Annotated in this window: 19 protein-coding genes and 2 pseudogenes; 18 read left to right on the top strand and 3 right to left on the bottom strand. The window is 71.1% G+C overall.

The window, feature by feature from the left end:
- The first annotated feature begins 69 nt into the window (after nucleotides 1-69).
- Genes AC3CH1_RS11055 through AC3CH1_RS11045 form a run of 3 tightly spaced genes read left to right on the top strand, consistent with a single transcriptional unit; the run spans nucleotide 70 to nucleotide 2,549 of the window.
- Nucleotides 70-1,128 (top strand): ATP-binding cassette domain-containing protein, encoded by a 1,059-nt coding sequence (locus AC3CH1_RS11055; RefSeq protein WP_488462731.1) that lies wholly within the window; start codon nucleotides 70-72, stop codon nucleotides 1,126-1,128.
- Nucleotides 1,125-1,967: an ABC transporter permease gene (locus AC3CH1_RS11050; RefSeq protein ID WP_488462730.1), complete on the top strand. Its 843-nt coding sequence runs from the start codon at nucleotides 1,125-1,127 to the stop codon at nucleotides 1,965-1,967. Before AC3CH1_RS11055 ends, AC3CH1_RS11050 begins: the two co-directional genes overlap by 4 nt.
- Before the next feature lie 57 nt (nucleotides 1,968-2,024).
- Entirely contained in the window at nucleotides 2,025-2,549 is a 525-nt protein-coding gene (locus AC3CH1_RS11045) for a GNAT family N-acetyltransferase (RefSeq protein ID WP_488462729.1), read from the top strand.
- A gap of 62 nt (nucleotides 2,550-2,611) precedes the next feature.
- Here AC3CH1_RS11045 and AC3CH1_RS11040 read toward each other — a convergent pair.
- A pseudogene (locus AC3CH1_RS11040) lies at nucleotides 2,612-2,821 on the bottom strand (methyltransferase domain-containing protein); the annotation flags it as partial.
- Nucleotides 2,822-3,111: 290 nt separating this feature from the next.
- Here AC3CH1_RS11040 and AC3CH1_RS11035 point away from each other — a divergent pair.
- Nucleotides 3,112-3,690 (top strand): HD domain-containing protein, encoded by a 579-nt coding sequence (locus AC3CH1_RS11035; protein ID WP_488462728.1) that lies wholly within the window; start codon nucleotides 3,112-3,114, stop codon nucleotides 3,688-3,690.
- Between the two features lie 356 nt (nucleotides 3,691-4,046).
- Nucleotides 4,047-5,147 carry a MarR family transcriptional regulator gene (locus tag AC3CH1_RS11030; RefSeq protein WP_488462727.1) on the top strand — a complete coding sequence of 367 codons (1,101 nt, stop codon included), beginning with the start codon at nucleotides 4,047-4,049 and terminating at the stop codon, nucleotides 5,145-5,147.
- A gap of 69 nt (nucleotides 5,148-5,216) precedes the next feature.
- Here the strand turns inward: AC3CH1_RS11030 and AC3CH1_RS11025 are convergent, their stop codons facing one another.
- Nucleotides 5,217-6,098 carry an NAD(P)-dependent oxidoreductase gene (locus AC3CH1_RS11025; RefSeq protein WP_488462726.1) on the bottom strand — a complete coding sequence of 294 codons (882 nt, stop codon included), beginning with the start codon at nucleotides 6,096-6,098 and terminating at the stop codon, nucleotides 5,217-5,219.
- Nucleotides 6,099-6,458: 360 nt separating this feature from the next.
- On the opposite strand from AC3CH1_RS11025, the gene AC3CH1_RS11020 reads away from it, so the two are divergent.
- From AC3CH1_RS11020 to AC3CH1_RS10960, 13 genes are all read left to right on the top strand, one after another.
- Nucleotides 6,459-7,847: an eCIS core domain-containing protein gene (locus AC3CH1_RS11020; protein WP_488462725.1), complete on the top strand. Its 1,389-nt coding sequence runs from the start codon at nucleotides 6,459-6,461 to the stop codon at nucleotides 7,845-7,847.
- Between the two features lie 62 nt (nucleotides 7,848-7,909).
- Nucleotides 7,910-8,587, top strand: coding sequence for a class I SAM-dependent methyltransferase (locus AC3CH1_RS11015; RefSeq protein WP_488462724.1), 678 nt, complete (start codon nucleotides 7,910-7,912; stop codon nucleotides 8,585-8,587).
- Nucleotides 8,588-8,825: 238 nt separating this feature from the next.
- The gene (locus AC3CH1_RS11010; protein WP_488462723.1) at nucleotides 8,826-9,149 is read left to right on the top strand and encodes a gas vesicle protein GvpO; all 324 of its coding nucleotides are present in this window, start codon (nucleotides 8,826-8,828) and stop codon (nucleotides 9,147-9,149) included.
- Between the two features lie 34 nt (nucleotides 9,150-9,183).
- Nucleotides 9,184-9,672 (top strand): gas vesicle protein GvpJ, encoded by a 489-nt coding sequence (gene gvpJ, locus AC3CH1_RS11005; RefSeq protein WP_488462722.1) that lies wholly within the window; start codon nucleotides 9,184-9,186, stop codon nucleotides 9,670-9,672.
- Nucleotide 9,673: 1 nt separating this feature from the next.
- On the top strand, nucleotides 9,674-10,459 hold the full coding sequence (locus tag AC3CH1_RS11000; RefSeq protein WP_488462721.1) for a GvpL/GvpF family gas vesicle protein: 786 nt from the start codon (nucleotides 9,674-9,676) through the stop codon (nucleotides 10,457-10,459).
- Between the two features lie 2 nt (nucleotides 10,460-10,461).
- A complete protein-coding gene (locus AC3CH1_RS10995) occupies nucleotides 10,462-10,728 on the top strand; it encodes a gas vesicle protein GvpG (RefSeq protein ID WP_488462720.1) in 267 nt (88 codons plus the stop codon).
- Nucleotides 10,721-11,728, top strand: coding sequence for a histone protein (locus AC3CH1_RS10990; protein ID WP_488462719.1), 1,008 nt, complete (start codon nucleotides 10,721-10,723; stop codon nucleotides 11,726-11,728). Before AC3CH1_RS10995 ends, AC3CH1_RS10990 begins: the two co-directional genes overlap by 8 nt.
- Before the next feature lie 6 nt (nucleotides 11,729-11,734).
- Nucleotides 11,735-12,934 (top strand): SRPBCC family protein, encoded by a 1,200-nt coding sequence (locus AC3CH1_RS10985; RefSeq protein ID WP_488462718.1) that lies wholly within the window; start codon nucleotides 11,735-11,737, stop codon nucleotides 12,932-12,934.
- On the top strand, nucleotides 12,931-13,332 hold the full coding sequence (locus tag AC3CH1_RS10980; RefSeq protein WP_488462717.1) for a gas vesicle protein: 402 nt from the start codon (nucleotides 12,931-12,933) through the stop codon (nucleotides 13,330-13,332). Before AC3CH1_RS10985 ends, AC3CH1_RS10980 begins: the two co-directional genes overlap by 4 nt.
- Nucleotides 13,329-14,150, top strand: a complete 822-nt coding sequence (locus tag AC3CH1_RS10975) for a GvpL/GvpF family gas vesicle protein (protein WP_488462716.1) — start codon at nucleotides 13,329-13,331, stop codon at nucleotides 14,148-14,150. Before AC3CH1_RS10980 ends, AC3CH1_RS10975 begins: the two co-directional genes overlap by 4 nt.
- A 2-nt stretch (nucleotides 14,151-14,152) precedes the next feature.
- Complete coding sequence (locus AC3CH1_RS10970) at nucleotides 14,153-14,389, top strand: gas vesicle protein (protein ID WP_361875487.1); 237 nt, start codon at nucleotides 14,153-14,155, stop codon at nucleotides 14,387-14,389.
- The gene (locus AC3CH1_RS10965; protein ID WP_488462715.1) at nucleotides 14,386-14,682 is read left to right on the top strand and encodes a gas vesicle protein K; all 297 of its coding nucleotides are present in this window, start codon (nucleotides 14,386-14,388) and stop codon (nucleotides 14,680-14,682) included. Before AC3CH1_RS10970 ends, AC3CH1_RS10965 begins: the two co-directional genes overlap by 4 nt.
- A gap of 106 nt (nucleotides 14,683-14,788) precedes the next feature.
- Nucleotides 14,789-15,256, top strand: a complete 468-nt coding sequence (locus tag AC3CH1_RS10960; protein ID WP_488463470.1) for an Asp23/Gls24 family envelope stress response protein — start codon at nucleotides 14,789-14,791, stop codon at nucleotides 15,254-15,256.
- A 23-nt stretch (nucleotides 15,257-15,279) separates the two neighbouring features.
- On the opposite strand, the pseudogene AC3CH1_RS10955 reads toward AC3CH1_RS10960, so the two are convergent.
- A pseudogene (locus AC3CH1_RS10955) lies at nucleotides 15,280-15,891 on the bottom strand (Uma2 family endonuclease).
- Between the last annotated feature and the right edge of the window lie 40 nt (nucleotides 15,892-15,931).

The following is a 15,931-nucleotide window of genomic DNA, read 5'->3' as shown; positions in this document are numbered from 1 at the left end:
CTGTACCCAATCAAGGGTACGGTGTACTCAGTTAGCTTCCGGGCGGTTCGAGAAACAGGAGGTTGCGGCATGCTCATGCCTAAATCCGGGTCGGGGTCCGCGTCCGGGTACGCGGTGCTCGCCGAAGGCGTCGTGAAGCGGTACCGGGGACGGGGCAGGGGCGGGACGGAGAAGCGGGCGCTCGACGGGTTCGACCTCGCCGTGCGCCCCGGCACCGTCCACGGCCTGCTCGGCCCGAACGGGGCGGGAAAGACCACCGCCGTGCGGATCCTCGCCACGCTCCTGCGGTACGACGCGGGCCGGGCGGAGGTCGCCGGGCTCGACGTGGCGCGCGAACCCCGCCGCGTACGGAGCCGGATCGGGCTCACCGGCCAGTACGCGGCCGTCGACGAAGGCCTCACCGGGCGGCAGAACCTGGAGATGTTCGGGCGGCTCTTCCACCTCGGCAACCGCCGGGCCCGGCACCGCGCCGGGGAACTCCTGGACCGGTTCGACCTGACCGAGGCCGCAGACAAGGGCGCCAAGGAGTACAGCGGAGGCATGCGGCGACGGCTCGACCTGGCCTCGTCGATGATCCTCCAGCCCGACGTGCTCTTCCTGGACGAGCCGACGACCGGGCTCGACCCGCGCGGCCGGGGCGAGGTCTGGGACGCGGTCCGGGCGCTGGTGGCGGGCGGCACGACCGTGCTGCTGACCACGCAGTACCTGGACGAGGCGGACCGGCTCGCCTCGCACATCACCGTCATCGACCGGGGGCGGGCCATCGCCGACGACACCCCGGACGCGCTGAAGAACCGGATCGGCGGCGACCGGATCGAGGTGGTGGCCGCCGACGCGGGAGACCTCGACGCGGTGGCGAGGACCGTCGACCGGGTGGCCGGGGGCGGGCTCGTCGTCACCGACGCCACCGCCCGCCGGGTGCACGCCCAGGTCGCCGACCGGGTGGCCGCACTCACCGAGGTGGCCCGGAGCCTCCAGGACGCGGGGATCGCGGTGGAGGACATCGGGCTGCGCCGGCCGAGCCTGGACGACGTGTTCCTGCGCCTGACGGGCCACGGTGCGGCAGCCGACGCCGCGCACCACGCCACCACCGAGAACCGCGACGCACGAGAGGTGGCGGCGGCATGACCACCCTCGATAGGAACCCCGCTGACACGACGGTCCCGGTCCGCGACCGCGCCTCCGTCCTCTGGGCGATCTCCGACTGCTGGAACATCACCCGCCGCACCCTCACCCACTACCAGCGCCACCCCTCCGCCGTCGTCTGGCAGCTCGGCTTCCCGATCCTCTCCGTCCTGCTGTACGGATACGTCTTCGGCAGCGCGATGAAGGTGCCCGGGGGCGGGGACTACCGGGAGTTCCTGATGCCCGGCATGTTCGCCATGACCATGGCCATGGGCTTCATGAACACCGCCGTGGCCGTCGTCACCGACGCCGCCAAGGGGGTCGTCGACCGCTTCCGGTCCATGCCGATGGCCCCCTCCGCCTTCGCCTCCGGACGCGGGGCGGCCGACCTGGTGGTGGCCGCCGCCGAACTGACCATCCTGGCCGTCACCGCGCTGCTGATCGGCTGGCGCGCGGACGGCGGGGCGCCGGCCGCCCTCGGGGCGTTCGGGCTGCTCCTGCTGTTGCGGTTCAGCCTGATCTGGGTGGGCGTCTGGCTCGGCATGCTGGTGCCCACCCCGGAGGCGGCGGGTGGGCTGTACGCGGTGGCCTTCCCCGTCACGATGATCTCCAGCACCTTCGTGGCCCCGTCCCTGATGCCGGGCTGGCTGGGCACGATCGCCGCCTGGAACCCCATCTCCTCGACGGCGACGGCCACCCGCGAACTGTTCGGCAACCCCGTGGCGGGCGGCGGTACCTGGGTGGAGGAGCACGCCCTGTTGATGGCCCTGGTGTGGCCGCTGGTGATCACGCTGGTGTTCCTGCCGCTGGCGGTGCGCCGCTTCCAGCGCCTGAGCCGGTGAGGGGCTGAGAGGAGCGGGGCGCGGCGGGGTGGGGCGGGGCACGTAGGGTCGGGCACCGTGCCGACGACCATCACGCCCTCGCCCTTCACCACTGCCCGCCTCGACGCGCTCCCCCTCGAACCGGCGTACGCCGAGGAGATGGCGGCCGTCCTCGCGGACCCGGCGCTGTACGTGTTCACCGGCGGCGGCCCCCCGGACCCGGCCGCGCTGCGGTCCCGCTACGAGCGGCAGAGCGCCGGTTCGCCGGACCCGGGGGAGCTGTGGTGGAACTGGGTGCTCAAGGTCCGCGCGGACGGGACCCTCGCCGGGTACGTCCAGGCGACGGTACGGGGCCCCCGGGCGGAGATCGCCTGGGTGGTCGGGACGCAGTGGCAGGGCCGGGGCTACGCGAGCGAGGCCGCGAAGGGCCTGGCTGCGCACCTGGTCGCGGCCGGGGGCGTCCGGGAGCTCGTCGCCCACGTCCACCCCGACCACGCCGCGTCCGAGGCGGTGGCCACGGCGGCGGGCCTCCGCCCGACCGGGGAGTGGGAGGACGGCGAGCGGCGATGGGCGGGCAACCCGCCCTTGCCGACGGTCCGTTAGGGCCGGTTCCGATGCGGCCCGTCGCGATACCCCGGCCAACTCGGAACGGGCCCTGACGTGGGTTACGCCCTGCTGGGCCGGATGACTTCGGCGGGTTCGCGCAGCCATACCTGCTGTCCCCGGCCGGTCACGGTCAGCCCGAACTGCTCGGCGTCGGGTCGCCCCGCCACCTCGTACTCCCACCAGACCTGCTCGATCTCCTCCCACAGAAACCCGGGCCCGTACTGCCATACCTCCTCGCCGGTAGCGGTCGTGGCGGCACCTCCGTCCTGACTTCATCGCTACCACGAACCCAGGCCCGTGGCCCGGCGACAAACTCATGCGCCACCTGGTTCGTGGCCCTACCCCTGACCATGGCTTCTTCGACTTGAACGTTCACACCCTGTGGGCCCTGCTCGCCGCACGTCCCAACCTGCTGCGGCCCGAAAGCGCGATCAGGAACGAACTACGCGCATCCCTCCCTGTGATGTTGGATAGTCGAGAGCTTTCGGCACGGACGCGCCGGGAGCTGGAGGGCATCCGGTATGCAATCCGCCTCGCCGAGGCGTGAGAGGAGATGGTCGTGGCTGATGACCTGTCCGCGGTGGGACGCTTCCTGTACGAGGCGGGCACGCTCAAGCAGACGCGGCGCACCGGGTGGTGGATGGCCGGGGTCCGTGATCCGGAGAGCGTTGCCGAGCACTCGTGGCGTACGGCTTTGATCGCCACGATCATCGCGAAGCTGGAGGGCGCGGATCCCGCGCGCGCCGCCTACCTCGCCGTGTGGCACGACACGCAGGAGACCCGGACCGGGGACGTGAACCACCTCGGGAAGAGGTACGCGCCCGCCGGCGACCCGCAGGAAGTCACCGCCGACCAGACGGCGGGTATGCCCGAGGTGCTGGCCTCGGCGGTCCGCGAACTGGTCGCGGAGTACGAGGCGAAGGAGTCGCCGGAGGCGGTCTGCGCCCGGGACGCGGACAAGCTGGAGTGCATGCTCCAGGGCATCGAGTACAAGGTCCAGGGTTACGAGAACGCCCAGCGCTGGATCGACAACAGCCGCAGCCGACTTGTCACCGGGACCGCCAACCTCCTGGCCGACGAACTTCTGGCGCAAGGAAGCCTCGACTGGCTGCGCGCAGCCCTGGGGGGCGAGAAGTAGCCCTTCCCCCCCAGCTCGGGTCCCGAGTCCCGAGCTTCGGGCTTCGGGGTGGTCGGGTCACTCTTCTGGGGGTACGTGGATGAGGCTCCGGCCCGAAGCTCGGGTGCCGGGACTCGGGCGTCGGGATGCGGGACCCGGGGTTCGAGCGCCTTCTTTTAACCGGTAGGCAGAAGATAGGGGGTGGGGAAACCCCCCTACCTCCCTACCCCGTAACGGTCAGCAAGTATGACTAATCGTGACGGCTTGCGGCGCAGCGTCACGACTGCTTACGGTGCGAGAACCAAACGACCCCGACCGGTGTTGCCACACCGGGCCGGGGTCTCACCGCAAGACCGATCTCCCAGAAAGCCGATCCCTTGGCTACTCAGCACACTAGCTCCGCCCTGCCCGCTCCCGCACACTCCGCCGCGTACCCGATGGCCAAGCCCGGCTACGGCAAACGCTCCGCGCCCGACCAACAGGCCCGTACGCCGTACGACTTCGCGCTCCTCCCGATCCGCGAGCGGTACGTCGCCGGATTCGTCGACCACCTCCCCGAAGGTGCCGCGATGAGCGTGAAGCAACTCGCCAAGCAGCTCCCGCTCTACGGCCAGCAGGCCATCTCCACCTCCTTGACCGCCCTGTCCGTCGCCGGGCATCTGCGGCGCGTCCGGTGCCCGGTCGGCGTGGGCGACGAGACCCGCTGGGTCTTCCGCACCTTCTGGTCCCGCACCGCGCGCGACAACGAGTGGTGGAACACCTACCTCGCCACCGAACAGGCCGCCCTGGCCATCGCCCCCGCACCGGAGACGCCTGCCTTCAACACGGCACCGCCGCCACCGTGGGTCCCGGCCGAGGAGCCGCCGCCTCCGCCCGCTCCGGAGTGCTCCGGTACCGATCCGGCCGCCGAACCCAGCGCCGTACCGCACCAGCGCACCCCCGACCAAGCCCCGGACGCCGAGGCCGCGCCGCCCCATCCGACCGCCCCGGGCGCGGTGCCCGCGACGCCCCACGGAGCCGATCGGTCTCCCGCCTACCTCGCCCTGGCCCGTCTCGGCCGTGACGATCACCGCCTCGCCCTCTCCGCCGACGACTGCGCCGCCCTGGAAGCACAGGCAGCGGAGTGGCTCGCCAGAGGAGTGAGTGTCGACTACCTGACCAGTGCCCTGACCGCAGGGCTTCCCGCCCAGGTCGACAGCCCCCTCGGCTTCGTCCGCCGCCGCCTCACCGACAAGATGCCGCCCCGGCTGCCCACTGCCGGAAGCCCCTCGCCCGGCACCCCTGCCCCCGGCCGCCGCCTTCTCGTGGAATGCACCGACTGCGGACGCCCCGGACGGCCGGAAGCCCTTCCCGACGGCCTCTGCCGCTCCTGCCGCACCGCCCACTCGGCGGACGGAGGGAACGCGATCCGCCCAGCCGAGATCGCCGACGTCAAAGCGCGCATGAGCAACCTCCGCGACCTGCTCAAACCCGTCTGACCGTGCCTCGGCGACAGGATCGGGCCCGCAGTCCTGGCGCACGGCAGCCATCGTGCGGCAAGTGGTAGGTCAGCGCACCAGCAGGTCGACCACGCCCGACAGGTCCTCCTCGCCACTGCCCTCGGCCAGGCGGCGCCGCATCAGCTCGAAGTAGGGGCTGATCAGCTCGGGGCTGACCCCCTGCTGTGCGGCGGTGTCCAGGAAGGTCGGCGTGCCCGCCACCTGCATGCCGAGGTTGGAGACGACGCCCTTGGTGTAGTCACCGCTCCGCAGCTGGTCGGCGGTCTGGTGGACCGACGGGGCCATCGCGACGAGCCAGTCGGCGAGCAGCGGGGCGAGCGCCGCCGGGTCGATGTCCTCCTTGCGGATCAGGGCGAAGGCATGCGCCGCCCCGGCGAACATCCCGTACATGGCGCTGAGCAGGGCCACGTCGTGCAGGGCCGCGAATCCCGCGTCCTCGCCGACGTAAGTGGTGCCGACCGGGACGCCCAAAGTCTGCCGGTGTCGCTCGAACAGCTCCGGCGAGCCGCTGTAGAAGACGTAGCCGCCGGCCTCCGGGACGCCGATCATGGGCGGGACGGCCATGATCCCGCCGTCCAGGTAGCGGGCGCCGCGCTCGCGGGCCCACTCGGCGCGGGCGCGGGCCTGGGCAGGGGTGCTGGTGGTCAGGTTGACCAGGTCCTTGCCGGTCAGGTCGGCGTCCGCCAGCGCCTCGCCGACCGAGGCGTCGTCCAACAGGCAGACGACGACGAGGGTGTTCGCCGCGACCGCTTCAGTGACGGCGTCCGCGACCTCTGCCCCCTCGGCGGCGAGCGCCTTGGCGCGGGCCGGGGAACGGTTCCAGACGGTGAGCGGGTGACCGGCCGCAAGCCAGGTACGGGCCAGTGCGGTGCCCATCGCGCCGAGGCCCAGCAGGGTGACGGGGGTCTTCTCAACAATGTTCTTTGCCATGCGAATCATGCTGGTCGGAGGGCCGGGGGCGATCAAGTACGCACTAGTTAGTGGGTGGTTACCCCGAGGTGAGCAAGCACGTCGGAGCCCTGCGGCAGGACTCCCCTCCGGTCGGGGCCCCCGTCCACGGGAAGAATCGCCCAGGTGGCAGTGGGACGAGAGCCTGAAGGGTGCCGTTCACGGTGGCCGTCGGCAGAAACAGCGGGATGGAACGCGCTCCTACGCGCGGGGGCGACCGCTCGGGGCACCAAGGCCGCCCCGACAGCCGCCCGATTGTGCGCGAACGTACCTTCACCGCACTGCCCCACCCGCGATACGCAGGGGCTGACACGTGATCCATTCTCAGAGAGGCCTACCCGCATGCGTACGCACGGATCCGGCAAGTCGCCCAACGGGGGGCAGGCTGACCGTCCGGCACGCCCGGTCAGCACGGCCCCGGCTACGCCCGTCGCGGCGCCGCAGTCCGACATGTCGCCCCTCGCCCTGCAGCGCAGCGTAGGCAACGCCGCGGTCGTCCAGATGTTGCGCCAGGCCGGACACCTCGCGGCGCAGCATCAGCATGGTGACGGCTGCGGTCACCAGCAACCCGAGCAGGCCCCGGTGCAGCGCTCCGCCGTCCACGACGTGCTACGCGGCAGGGGCAGCCCCCTGGACGCACCGGTCCGCCAGGAGATGGAAGCCCGCATGGGCGCCGACTTCTCCGACGTCCGCCTCCACACCGGCACCACCGCCCAGCGCTCCGCCGCCGAACTCGGCGCCCGTGCCTACACCTCCGGCAACCACGTCGTCATCGGGGAGGGCGGCGGCGACCACCACACCCTCGCGCACGAGTTGACACACGTCGTTCAGCAGCGGCAGGGCGCGGTCGCCGGTACGGACAACGGCTCCGGGCTCCGGGTGAGCGATCCGGGCGACAGGTTCGAGCGCGAGGCCGAGGCGAACGCGACACAGGTGATGAGCGGACCGGCACCCGAACGCGGCGAAGGTGCCGACCGCCGGGGGGACATGAGGACGGCCGCCCGGAGCGGTGAGGCCGTGCAGCGCTACACCAACGTCGAGGAAGAGGGGCGACCCCCCCTTCGCGTGTCCGAGAACGAGCTCTTCCTGACGTACCCCGACACCCCCCACATCTGGGTCCGGGAGGACGCGCCGGCGGGCAGTATCGCCCCCGCCCTGCGGCGAGCGGGTGATGACTCGATCCCGTGGAACGGGAGGACGTACTTCAGGTACTCGCTGGGCGCCGACATCCAGCAGGACTGCCTGCACGCCGCCGAGGAGATCATCAACAACCGTGTCGGCAGCCTTGAATGGGGCGAGGACGAGTACAGCACGATCGAGACCGCCACCGGCAACAACCCCCCTCGGGTCGAGAACTTCGGTCAGAGGGACGCGACCAATCGTCGTCAGGCCCGCCAGTTCGCCGGCCCACGCAACGAGATGGCCGACCCTCGGCCGGGAGAGGCGTTCGTCATCGTGGTCACCACCCCCAACCCGACGTTGGAGATGAGCCAGTTCCACGCCGGTGCGGTAGTGGCCCGCGACGGAAACGACTGCGTTGTCCTGGAAGCCTGGTCGGACGGGAACAGCCCGCCCAACCTGGCTGCGGCCGACTCCGAGATCTACACGGTGGGAGACTTCCAGCGGTCGTTCCATTCGTCCTACGGCAGCGGACCGGACACCTACTTCGGCATGGTCGGCACCACGACAGTCGTCATCAGGTCACACCCCGACGTGGTCAACGCATCCTGAACGCCGAGTAGCCGGGCCGGACATGCGGTCGCGGTATCCGGCCTGTCGTAGGGTGCCGGTCCATGACCGCCGAACCTGACTTCCTGAACGCCACCCGGTCCTCGTACGACGCCATGGCCCCCGGCTACGTCGGTTTCGCCCGAGGCGAGTTGGCGGCCAAGCCTCTGGAACGTGCGCTGTTGAGCGCGTTCGCCGAACTCGCGGCGGCCGGCGGCGGCGGCCTCCCGGTGGCCGATGTCGGCTGCGGGACGGGCCGGGTGACCGCGCACCTCCACGGACTGGGCCTGGGGCTGGACGTGTTCGGGATCGACCTCTCCCCGGGGATGGTCGCCGTGGCGCGGGAGGAGCACCCGGACCTGCGCTTCGAGGAAGGTTCCATGCTCGACCTCCGGCTGCCGGACGCCTCACTGGGCGGGCTGCTCGCCTGGTACTCGACGATCCACGTGCCGGACGAGGAGTTGCCGCGCGCCTTCGCGGAGTTCCACCGCGTCCTGGCCCCGGGGGCCCACGTACAGCTGGGCTTCCAGGCCGGGGACGAGCTGCTGCGGTTTACGGAGGCCTGGGGCCTGGAGATCTCGCTCGACTTCCACCGGCGGCAGCCCGAGCGGATCGCCGAGCTGCTGCGGGACGCGGGCCTGGAGGTGGTGTCCCGGGTGTGGCGGGAGCGGGAGACGGACGGGCCGTTCCCGGAGCGGGCGCCGCAGGGGTTCGTGCTGGCGCGGAGGCCGCCTGCGGCGTGACCCTGGCTGTCGTCCGGTCTCGCCTGCCTTCTGCCTTACCGGTACCGGTCTCTGATTGCGGCTGTCGTCCGGTCTCGCCTGCCTTCTGCCTTGGCGGTCTCTGATCCCGGCTGTCGTCCGACCTCGCCCGCCTCCTGCCCTGCTCGGCTCTGCCTGGTGACCGGCCCGGACGGGCGGGGTGTCGCACCACCGGCCCACTCAGGATGCGAAGTGCCCCGCGGTGACCAGACTGGTCACCATGGCAGACCAACGTTCAGCGCGCGCCGAACGCTCCTCCCCGGGGACCCGGAAGAAGTCCTCGCCCAGGAAGGGGCCCGAGCACGCGGCCCGCGCCGCCTGTCAGAGCCTGGAAGCACTGATCAGCCACCCGGCCGAGGGCGTCTCCGCGATCCGACGATCCGACGACGACGGCTGGTGCGTCGTCGTGGACGTCCTCGAAGTGCCCCGCATCCCGGACACGACCAGTCTCCTCGCCTCGTACGAGGTGCGGCTCGACGGCGCCTGCGAACTCGTGGAGTACACCCGGGTCCGCCGCTATCGGCGCGGTGCCGCCGACGAGTGACCCCACTCCGTCCGACAGCTGGAAGGACCCCCCCATGACCACCACGACCTACGTCGACGGCGCCGCTCCGTGCCCGCCCCGCGCAGGCACGCTCTACGACGTGCTGGAGCTCATTCTCGACCGGGGCATGGTGATCGACGTATTCATACGCGTCTCCCTGGTCGGCATCGAGATCCTCAAGATCGACGCGCGCATAGTCGTGGCGAGTGTCGACACCTACCTGCGCTTCGCCGAGGCGTGCAACCGTCTCGACCTCGAACGTGACTCGGGCAGCACCACCGTCCCCGAGCTGCTCGGCGGCTCCGCCGCCCGCTCCATCGGCAAGCGGAAGGTGCGCAAGGCCGCGGAGTCCGTCGGCGACACCGTACGCAAGGCGGTCGGGGCCGGAGGCAACGACGATGACGACGAGTACGACGAGGAAGAGGCGGAGGAACGACCGGCGCGCCCGAAGAAGCGTCGCGCCCCCGCCCGCAGCAGCGGCAGCGGTGGCACGACGAGCCGTCGCCGCAGGGCAGAGGCCTGACGTGCGCGCCGACGGCCCGGGGACGGGCCAGGCCGCCGGAACGGGGCTGTACGTGTACGCGGTCGTCCGGGCCGGAACGCCGCTGCCCGGGAAGTCCGCGGGTGTCGGCAGCCCGCCCGCCCCGCTGCGGACGGTCGCAGTGGGGCCGGTGGCCGCCGTCGTCAGCGCCGCCCCCGCGCAGTTGCGGGCCCGGCGTCGTGATCTGCTGGCTCACCAGGAACTCCTGACGCGTCTGGCGGACAGCGGGCCGGTCCTGCCGATGCGCTTCGGCATGGTCGCATCGGACGAGGACACGCTGCGCGCCCAGCTGGCCGGGGCGGAGGCGGGCCACCTCACCGCCCTGGACCGGGTCGCCGGGCACATCGAGATGAACGTCAAGGCCCTGCCGGCCCATGACGCCCTCGCCGCACTGGTGGCGGGGGACACGACCGTACGGCGGCTGCGCGAGGAAACCCGCCGGCGGCCCGGGTACGAGGCGAATGTGCGCCTGGGCGCGGCCGTCGCGTCCGCCCTGGCGCGCCGGGCGGGCGAGGCGGGACGGCGGGCGCTGCGCGATCTGGCCCCGATGGCCCGGGCGACGGCCGGGGGCCCCGAGGTTCCCGGCTGCGCGCTCAACGTGTCCTTCCTCGTGGCGCGGGCGGACAGCGACCGGTTCCGCGCGACGGCCGATCGTTTCGCGGCGGCCCACCGCGACCACGTCGAGCTCCGCCTCGCGGGGCCGCTGCCCTGCTACAGCTTCGTCGACGCCGGGGCCACGAGGCCGCCCGCGCCGGTCGGTGGAGGCTGACGATGGGGCTGATCTCCGGACTGCTGATGCTCCCCCTCGCACCCGCCCTGGGCGTGGTGTGGGTCGCGGAGCGGTTGCAGGACGCCGCCGAGCGCGAACTCTACGACCCGGGGGTGATCCGCGCGCAGCTGGCGGCCCTCAACCAGGAGCTCGACGAGGGGCACATCGGGCTGGAGGAGTTCGAGGCGCAGGAAGAGAGGCTGCTCGACCGGCTGTACGCGGGACAGGTCGACCGGACACCGACGACAGAAGGTGACAGACATGGATGACCAGGCAAAAGTGGCGCTCGCAGCCGCCGTAGTGGGCGGATACGTGCTGGGCCGGACGAAGAAGGGCCGGGTCGCACTGAGCGTCGCGACCTATCTGGCAGGGCGCCGGTTCGGACTCGAACCCCGCCAGCTGGCGGCCGAAGGCATGCGCAGGCTCGGCGAGGTGCCGCAAGTCGCGGAGTTGCAGGAGCAGTTGCGAGGCGAGGTCCTCGACGCGGGACGCCAGGCCGTGACGGCCGCCGCCAATCGCTCCATGGCCTCCCTGGCGGACGCCATCGGCGACCGGACGGCCCGGCTCACGGGGGCGGCGCCGGACAAGGACGAGGACGAGGACGAGGACGAGGAAGAGGGCGAGGGCGAGGGCGAGAACGAGGCCGGGGAAGAGGCCGAGGAAGAGCCGGAAGACGAGTACGAGGAAGAGGACGAGGAGCCCGAGGAGGACGAAGAGCCCGAGGAACCCGAAGAGGAGGAGGGGGACGAGGAACCCGAGGAAGACGACGAAGACGAAGACGAAGACGAAGACGAGGAGGAAGACGAAGACGGAGAGGACGAGGAAGAGGACGAGGACGAAGAGGACGAGGACGAGCCCGAAGAGGAAGAGGCGGCCCCGTCGCGGCCTTCCAGGGCGCGGAAGTCCTCCGGCGGGAGGGCGGCCCCGGCCAGGAAGCGGGCGGAGAAGAAGGCCGCTCCGGACAGGAGGACAGCAGCGAAGAAGGCTGCTCCCGCGAAGAAGGCTCCGGCGAAGAGCGCCGCTCCGGCCAAGAAGGCCAAGGAAGCCGCTCCCGCGAAGAAGGCTCCCGCGAAGAAGGCCGCAGCCAAGAAGGCCACTCCGGCCAAGAAGGCTGCTCCGGCCAAGAAGACGGCAGCGAAGAAGACGGCGAAGAAGGCCGCTCCGGCCAAGAAGTCTGCCGCCAAGAAGTCCGCCCCTCAGAAGTCTGCCGCGAAGAAGACAGCGACGTCGAAGCGGTCAGCATCCAAGCGCGCCGATCGCCGGAGGTAGTCAGCCATGGCAACGACGGACAAGGACGAATCCGAGGCTCCGGCGGAGTCGGGTGTCGGCCGCATCAAGGAAGAGCTGTCGAAATTCGCCGGCGCTCAGCTCCAGCAGCTCGCCGAGAAGGCGGGCGACAAACTCTCCGGTCTCACGGGCCAGTTGACCGACGCAGCCGAGAACGGCGGCTCACTGCCCGCCATCGGTTCTCGCGTGCTCCAGGGCGAATCCCCGGTGAAGGCGTTCGTCTCGGAGAAGGCCAAGGGCGCGAAGGACGCGGTGGTGGACAAGGCGAAGAGCGCGTTCGGCGGCGGCGGCGGTGGCAAGGGCAACCGCAAGGCCGGCGGCGGCAAGTTCATGAACATCATCGAAGTGATCGACGTCGGTGTGCCGCTGCGTACCGCCTACGACGCCTGGACGCAGTACGAAGAGTTCAGCGGCTTCATGAAGGGCGTCCAGAGCGTCTCCAAGGGCGAGGACGAGGAAAGTGACTGGAAGGTCAAGGTCGGCCCCTCCACCCGCAGCTTCAAGGCCACGGTGCAGGAACAGGTGCCGGACGACCGGATCATCTGGACCTCCGAGGGCGCCAAGGGCAGCACGCGCGGAGCCATCAGCTTCCATGAGCTGGCCCCGAACCTGACCCGCATCGTGCTGGTCATGGAGTACTACCCGTCCGGGTTCTTCGAGAAGACGGGCAACCTCTGGCGCGCCCAGGGCCGTCGCGTACGACTGGACTTCAAGCACTTCCAGCGCTACGTGAGCCTCACCGAGGATGAGCCCGAGGGGTGGCGCGGCGAGATCCGCGACGGCGAGGTCGTGGTCAGCCACGAGGAGGCCGTCGAGCGCGAGGAGGAGGAAGAGGCCGAGGACGGGGAGGCCGAGGACGAGGACGGCGAGGAGGAGCCCGAGGAAGGCGAGGAGGAAGGCGAGGAGGAAGACGAGGAAGAGGACGACGACGAGGAGCCGGACGACGAAGAGGACGAGGAGCCGGACGACGACGAGGAGGACGAGGACGAGGACGAGGAGGAGTCGGAGGAGGACGAACCTGAGGAGGACGACGAAGAGGACGACGAAGAGGAGGAGCCCGAGGAGCCCGAGGAGCCCGAGGAGCCCGAAGAAGACGAGGAAGACGAGGAAGAGGGCGAGGACGAGCCTGAGGAGCCGCCCGCCAAGAAGCGCGCGAGCCGCAGGCGCCGGTCCGGGGCCTCGCGGTGACCGACCTCGACTTCCGGCAGGGAGGGCCGCCGGCCAACGGCCCTCAGACCACCAACCTCGCCGACATCCTCGAACGCGTCCTGGACAAGGGCATCGTCATCGCCGGGGACATCAAGATCGACCTTCTCGACATCGAACTCCTCACCATCCGGCTCCGCCTCTTCGTGGCATCCGTCGACACCGCGAAGAAGGCGGGCATCGACTGGTGGGAGAACGATCCCGCCCTCAGCTCCCGAGCCTCGCGCAACGCCCTGGAGGACGAGAACCGCCGGCTGCGGGAACGCCTCCAGGCACTCGAACCGGGAACGGACGCGGACGAGGACGCGGACGAGGACCCCGGCCCGCGCCCGAACCGGAGCGCCGACCGAAACGACAGCAAGGAGACCGGGCAGAGATGACGCATCACGCCCATCGGGACCGGGCTCCGGGCACCGGTGTCACGTACGTGTTCGCCGTCTGCCGGGGCGCCCGTGCCACGCACACGGCCGATGTCACCGGTCTGGTCGGCATGCCCGGCGGTGCGGCCGTCCGGCTGCTGCCCTCCGGACCGCTGACCGCTGTGGTCCAGACCGTCCCGGCCGCCGACTTCACGGACGAGGTCTGGCAGTCGCGACTCTCCGACCCGCGTGAGATCGAGCGGTACGCCCGGGCCCACCACGAGGTCGTGTCCGCCGCGGCCGCGCACGGGCCCGCCGTACCGCTGCCCCTCGCCACGCTCTACCACGACGACGACCGGGCCCGCCGTGCTCTCGACGACGAGGCACCCCGCTTCCACCGGGTGCTGAAGCACATCGCGCACCACGCCGAGTGGGGCGTGAAGGTGTACGAGCCCGCGACGGCGCCCGAGGAAACGGAACCCGTCACCGTCGGAGGAGGCGGGCGCGAGGCCCCCGCCGCCGGTGCCGGGCTCGCCTACCTGAACCGCAGACGCGGGGTCCAGGAGCGACGCGAGCGGCGCCGGGAACAAGCCCTGTCCGTCGCGGAATCCGTGGACGCCGAACTCCGTGAGCTGGCTACCGCATCGCGCCGACTCCGTACGCACGGAGCCGTGCCGGGGGGTGACGACCGGGTGCACGTGCTCAATGCCACGTATCTCGTGGCCGAGTACCGGTCGGAGGAACTGGGCGCTCTGGTACGGGGCTTGGGCGAGCGGACCGGGGCGCGGATCGAGCTGACCGGCCCCTGGGTGCCGTACTCCTTCGTCGGGGAGGTGTAGCCGTGGCAGCGTCCGAGCGCGCGGTGGTCCCCTGGGACAGCCCGGAGCCCCTGAGCGGTCCCATCGGGGTGCCGCTGGTGGACCTGCTGGACCGTGTTCTGGCGACCGGCGTCGTCGTCAGCGGGGACCTGGTGATCGCCATCGCCGACGTACCTCTGGTACGGGTGTCCCTGCACGCCCTGCTGTCGTCGGTCAGCGAGCGGGTTCCGGCGCCCTGGGCCGACGGGGGGCCGTTGTGACGGGCGCGGGCCGGGCCCCGGGCTCCCGGGTCGATCTGGACTCCGAGCAGATGGGGCGGGACCTGGTGGCCCTGGTCCTCACCGTGGTGGAGCTTCTCCGGCAGCTGATGGAGCGGCAGGCGATCCGCCGGGTCGAACAGGGCGACCTCGGTGACGAGCAGGTCGAGGAGATCGGGACCACGCTCATGCTGCTCGACCAGCGGATGAAGGAGCTCTGCGACCAGCACGGGGTGCGCCCCGAGGATCTCAACCTGGACCTCGGACCGCTGGGGACGCTGCTGCCCCGCGACTGAGTCCCGGTCCCTCGAATGGCGGATGGCCATGGGCGGGCGGAGAGTGAGTGAGGGGGCCGCACGGGCGGGAGGAGCGCCCGTGGCAATCACTCTCTGTGAGGCGGACATGGTCGACATCGAATCTCGGAGCGGAAACCCGGCGGCGAGCGGCGGGGACCAGGGAAGCGGCGTGCGCGGCAGGACCACCATCGCCGACGGCGTCGTGGCCACCATCGCGGAGATCGCCATCCGCGAGACCGAAGGCGTTCATTCGGTGGGCAAGGGCGCGTCGAAGGCGCTGGGCGCGGTGACGGGCAGGGTGTCCGGGTCCTCGGGCAGGGGCCGGACCGTGAAGGTCGAGGTGGGCGAGGAACAGACGGCGATCGACGTCGACGTCGAGGTGGACTACGGCATTCCGATCCATGAGCTGGCCGACCGGATCCGCTCGCACGTCGTCGACGCCGTGGAGACGATGACCGGTCTGGAGGTCGTCGAGGTCAATATCAACGTCTTCGACGTGCATGTCCCGGGCGAGGACGACGAGGACGGCTCGGACGACGCCGGTTCCGGAAGGGGCGGTTCCCGCGTGCGGTGAGCCCGGTCCGGGGACCCGCGTCCTCAGCGTTTCGAGCGGCCCGCGCGCACGATCCCGTCGACGTCCAGGGAGACTTCGGCGCCGATCGAGGCGGGGAGCGGGGCCTGCTGGCCGGGGGCGTAGACCTCGTGGCGGTCGTAGCCGCCGGGGAGCGGTTCGGTCAGGACGTGGACGCGGCCGTGCTTGCGGTCGACGATCACGTAGACCGGGATCTTGGCCTGGGCTTAGGCGGTGACCTTGTGGCGCAGGTCGGTCCGGTAGTTCTCGGAGGTGACCTCCAGGACCAGACGGAAGCAGGCGGGGTCGTAGCAGTTGTTCTCGATCAGGTGCTCGTCGAGGTTGGCGTCGACGATCGCCAGATCAGGGATCACGTAGTCCTCGGGGCCGCTGGGCAACCAGAGGCCGACGGCCTGAAGGACATCGGTCTCGCCGTCGTGGAGCCGGGCGGCAAAGAGGGTGGCCGTGACCGTGGTCAACGTGTTGGCGTGGGGACCGTCCCGGAGCGGTGCCACGGTGATCATGCCGTCGATGATCTCGACGCGACACCCGGGAAGCCGGTCCATGAGCCGATTCGCGGCTTCGATCAGCCCTTCCGGCTCATCGTCGCGGAGGCGGTCGATTGCTGCTGCGGACATCGCGGGTCTCCTGTGCGGGGGGTCGGCGCCGAAAACGGCC

The sequence above is a fragment of the Streptomyces sp. MGP-P1 genome (genome assembly GCF_057766565.1).
This window is presented reverse-complemented; position numbering and strand designations above follow the sequence as displayed.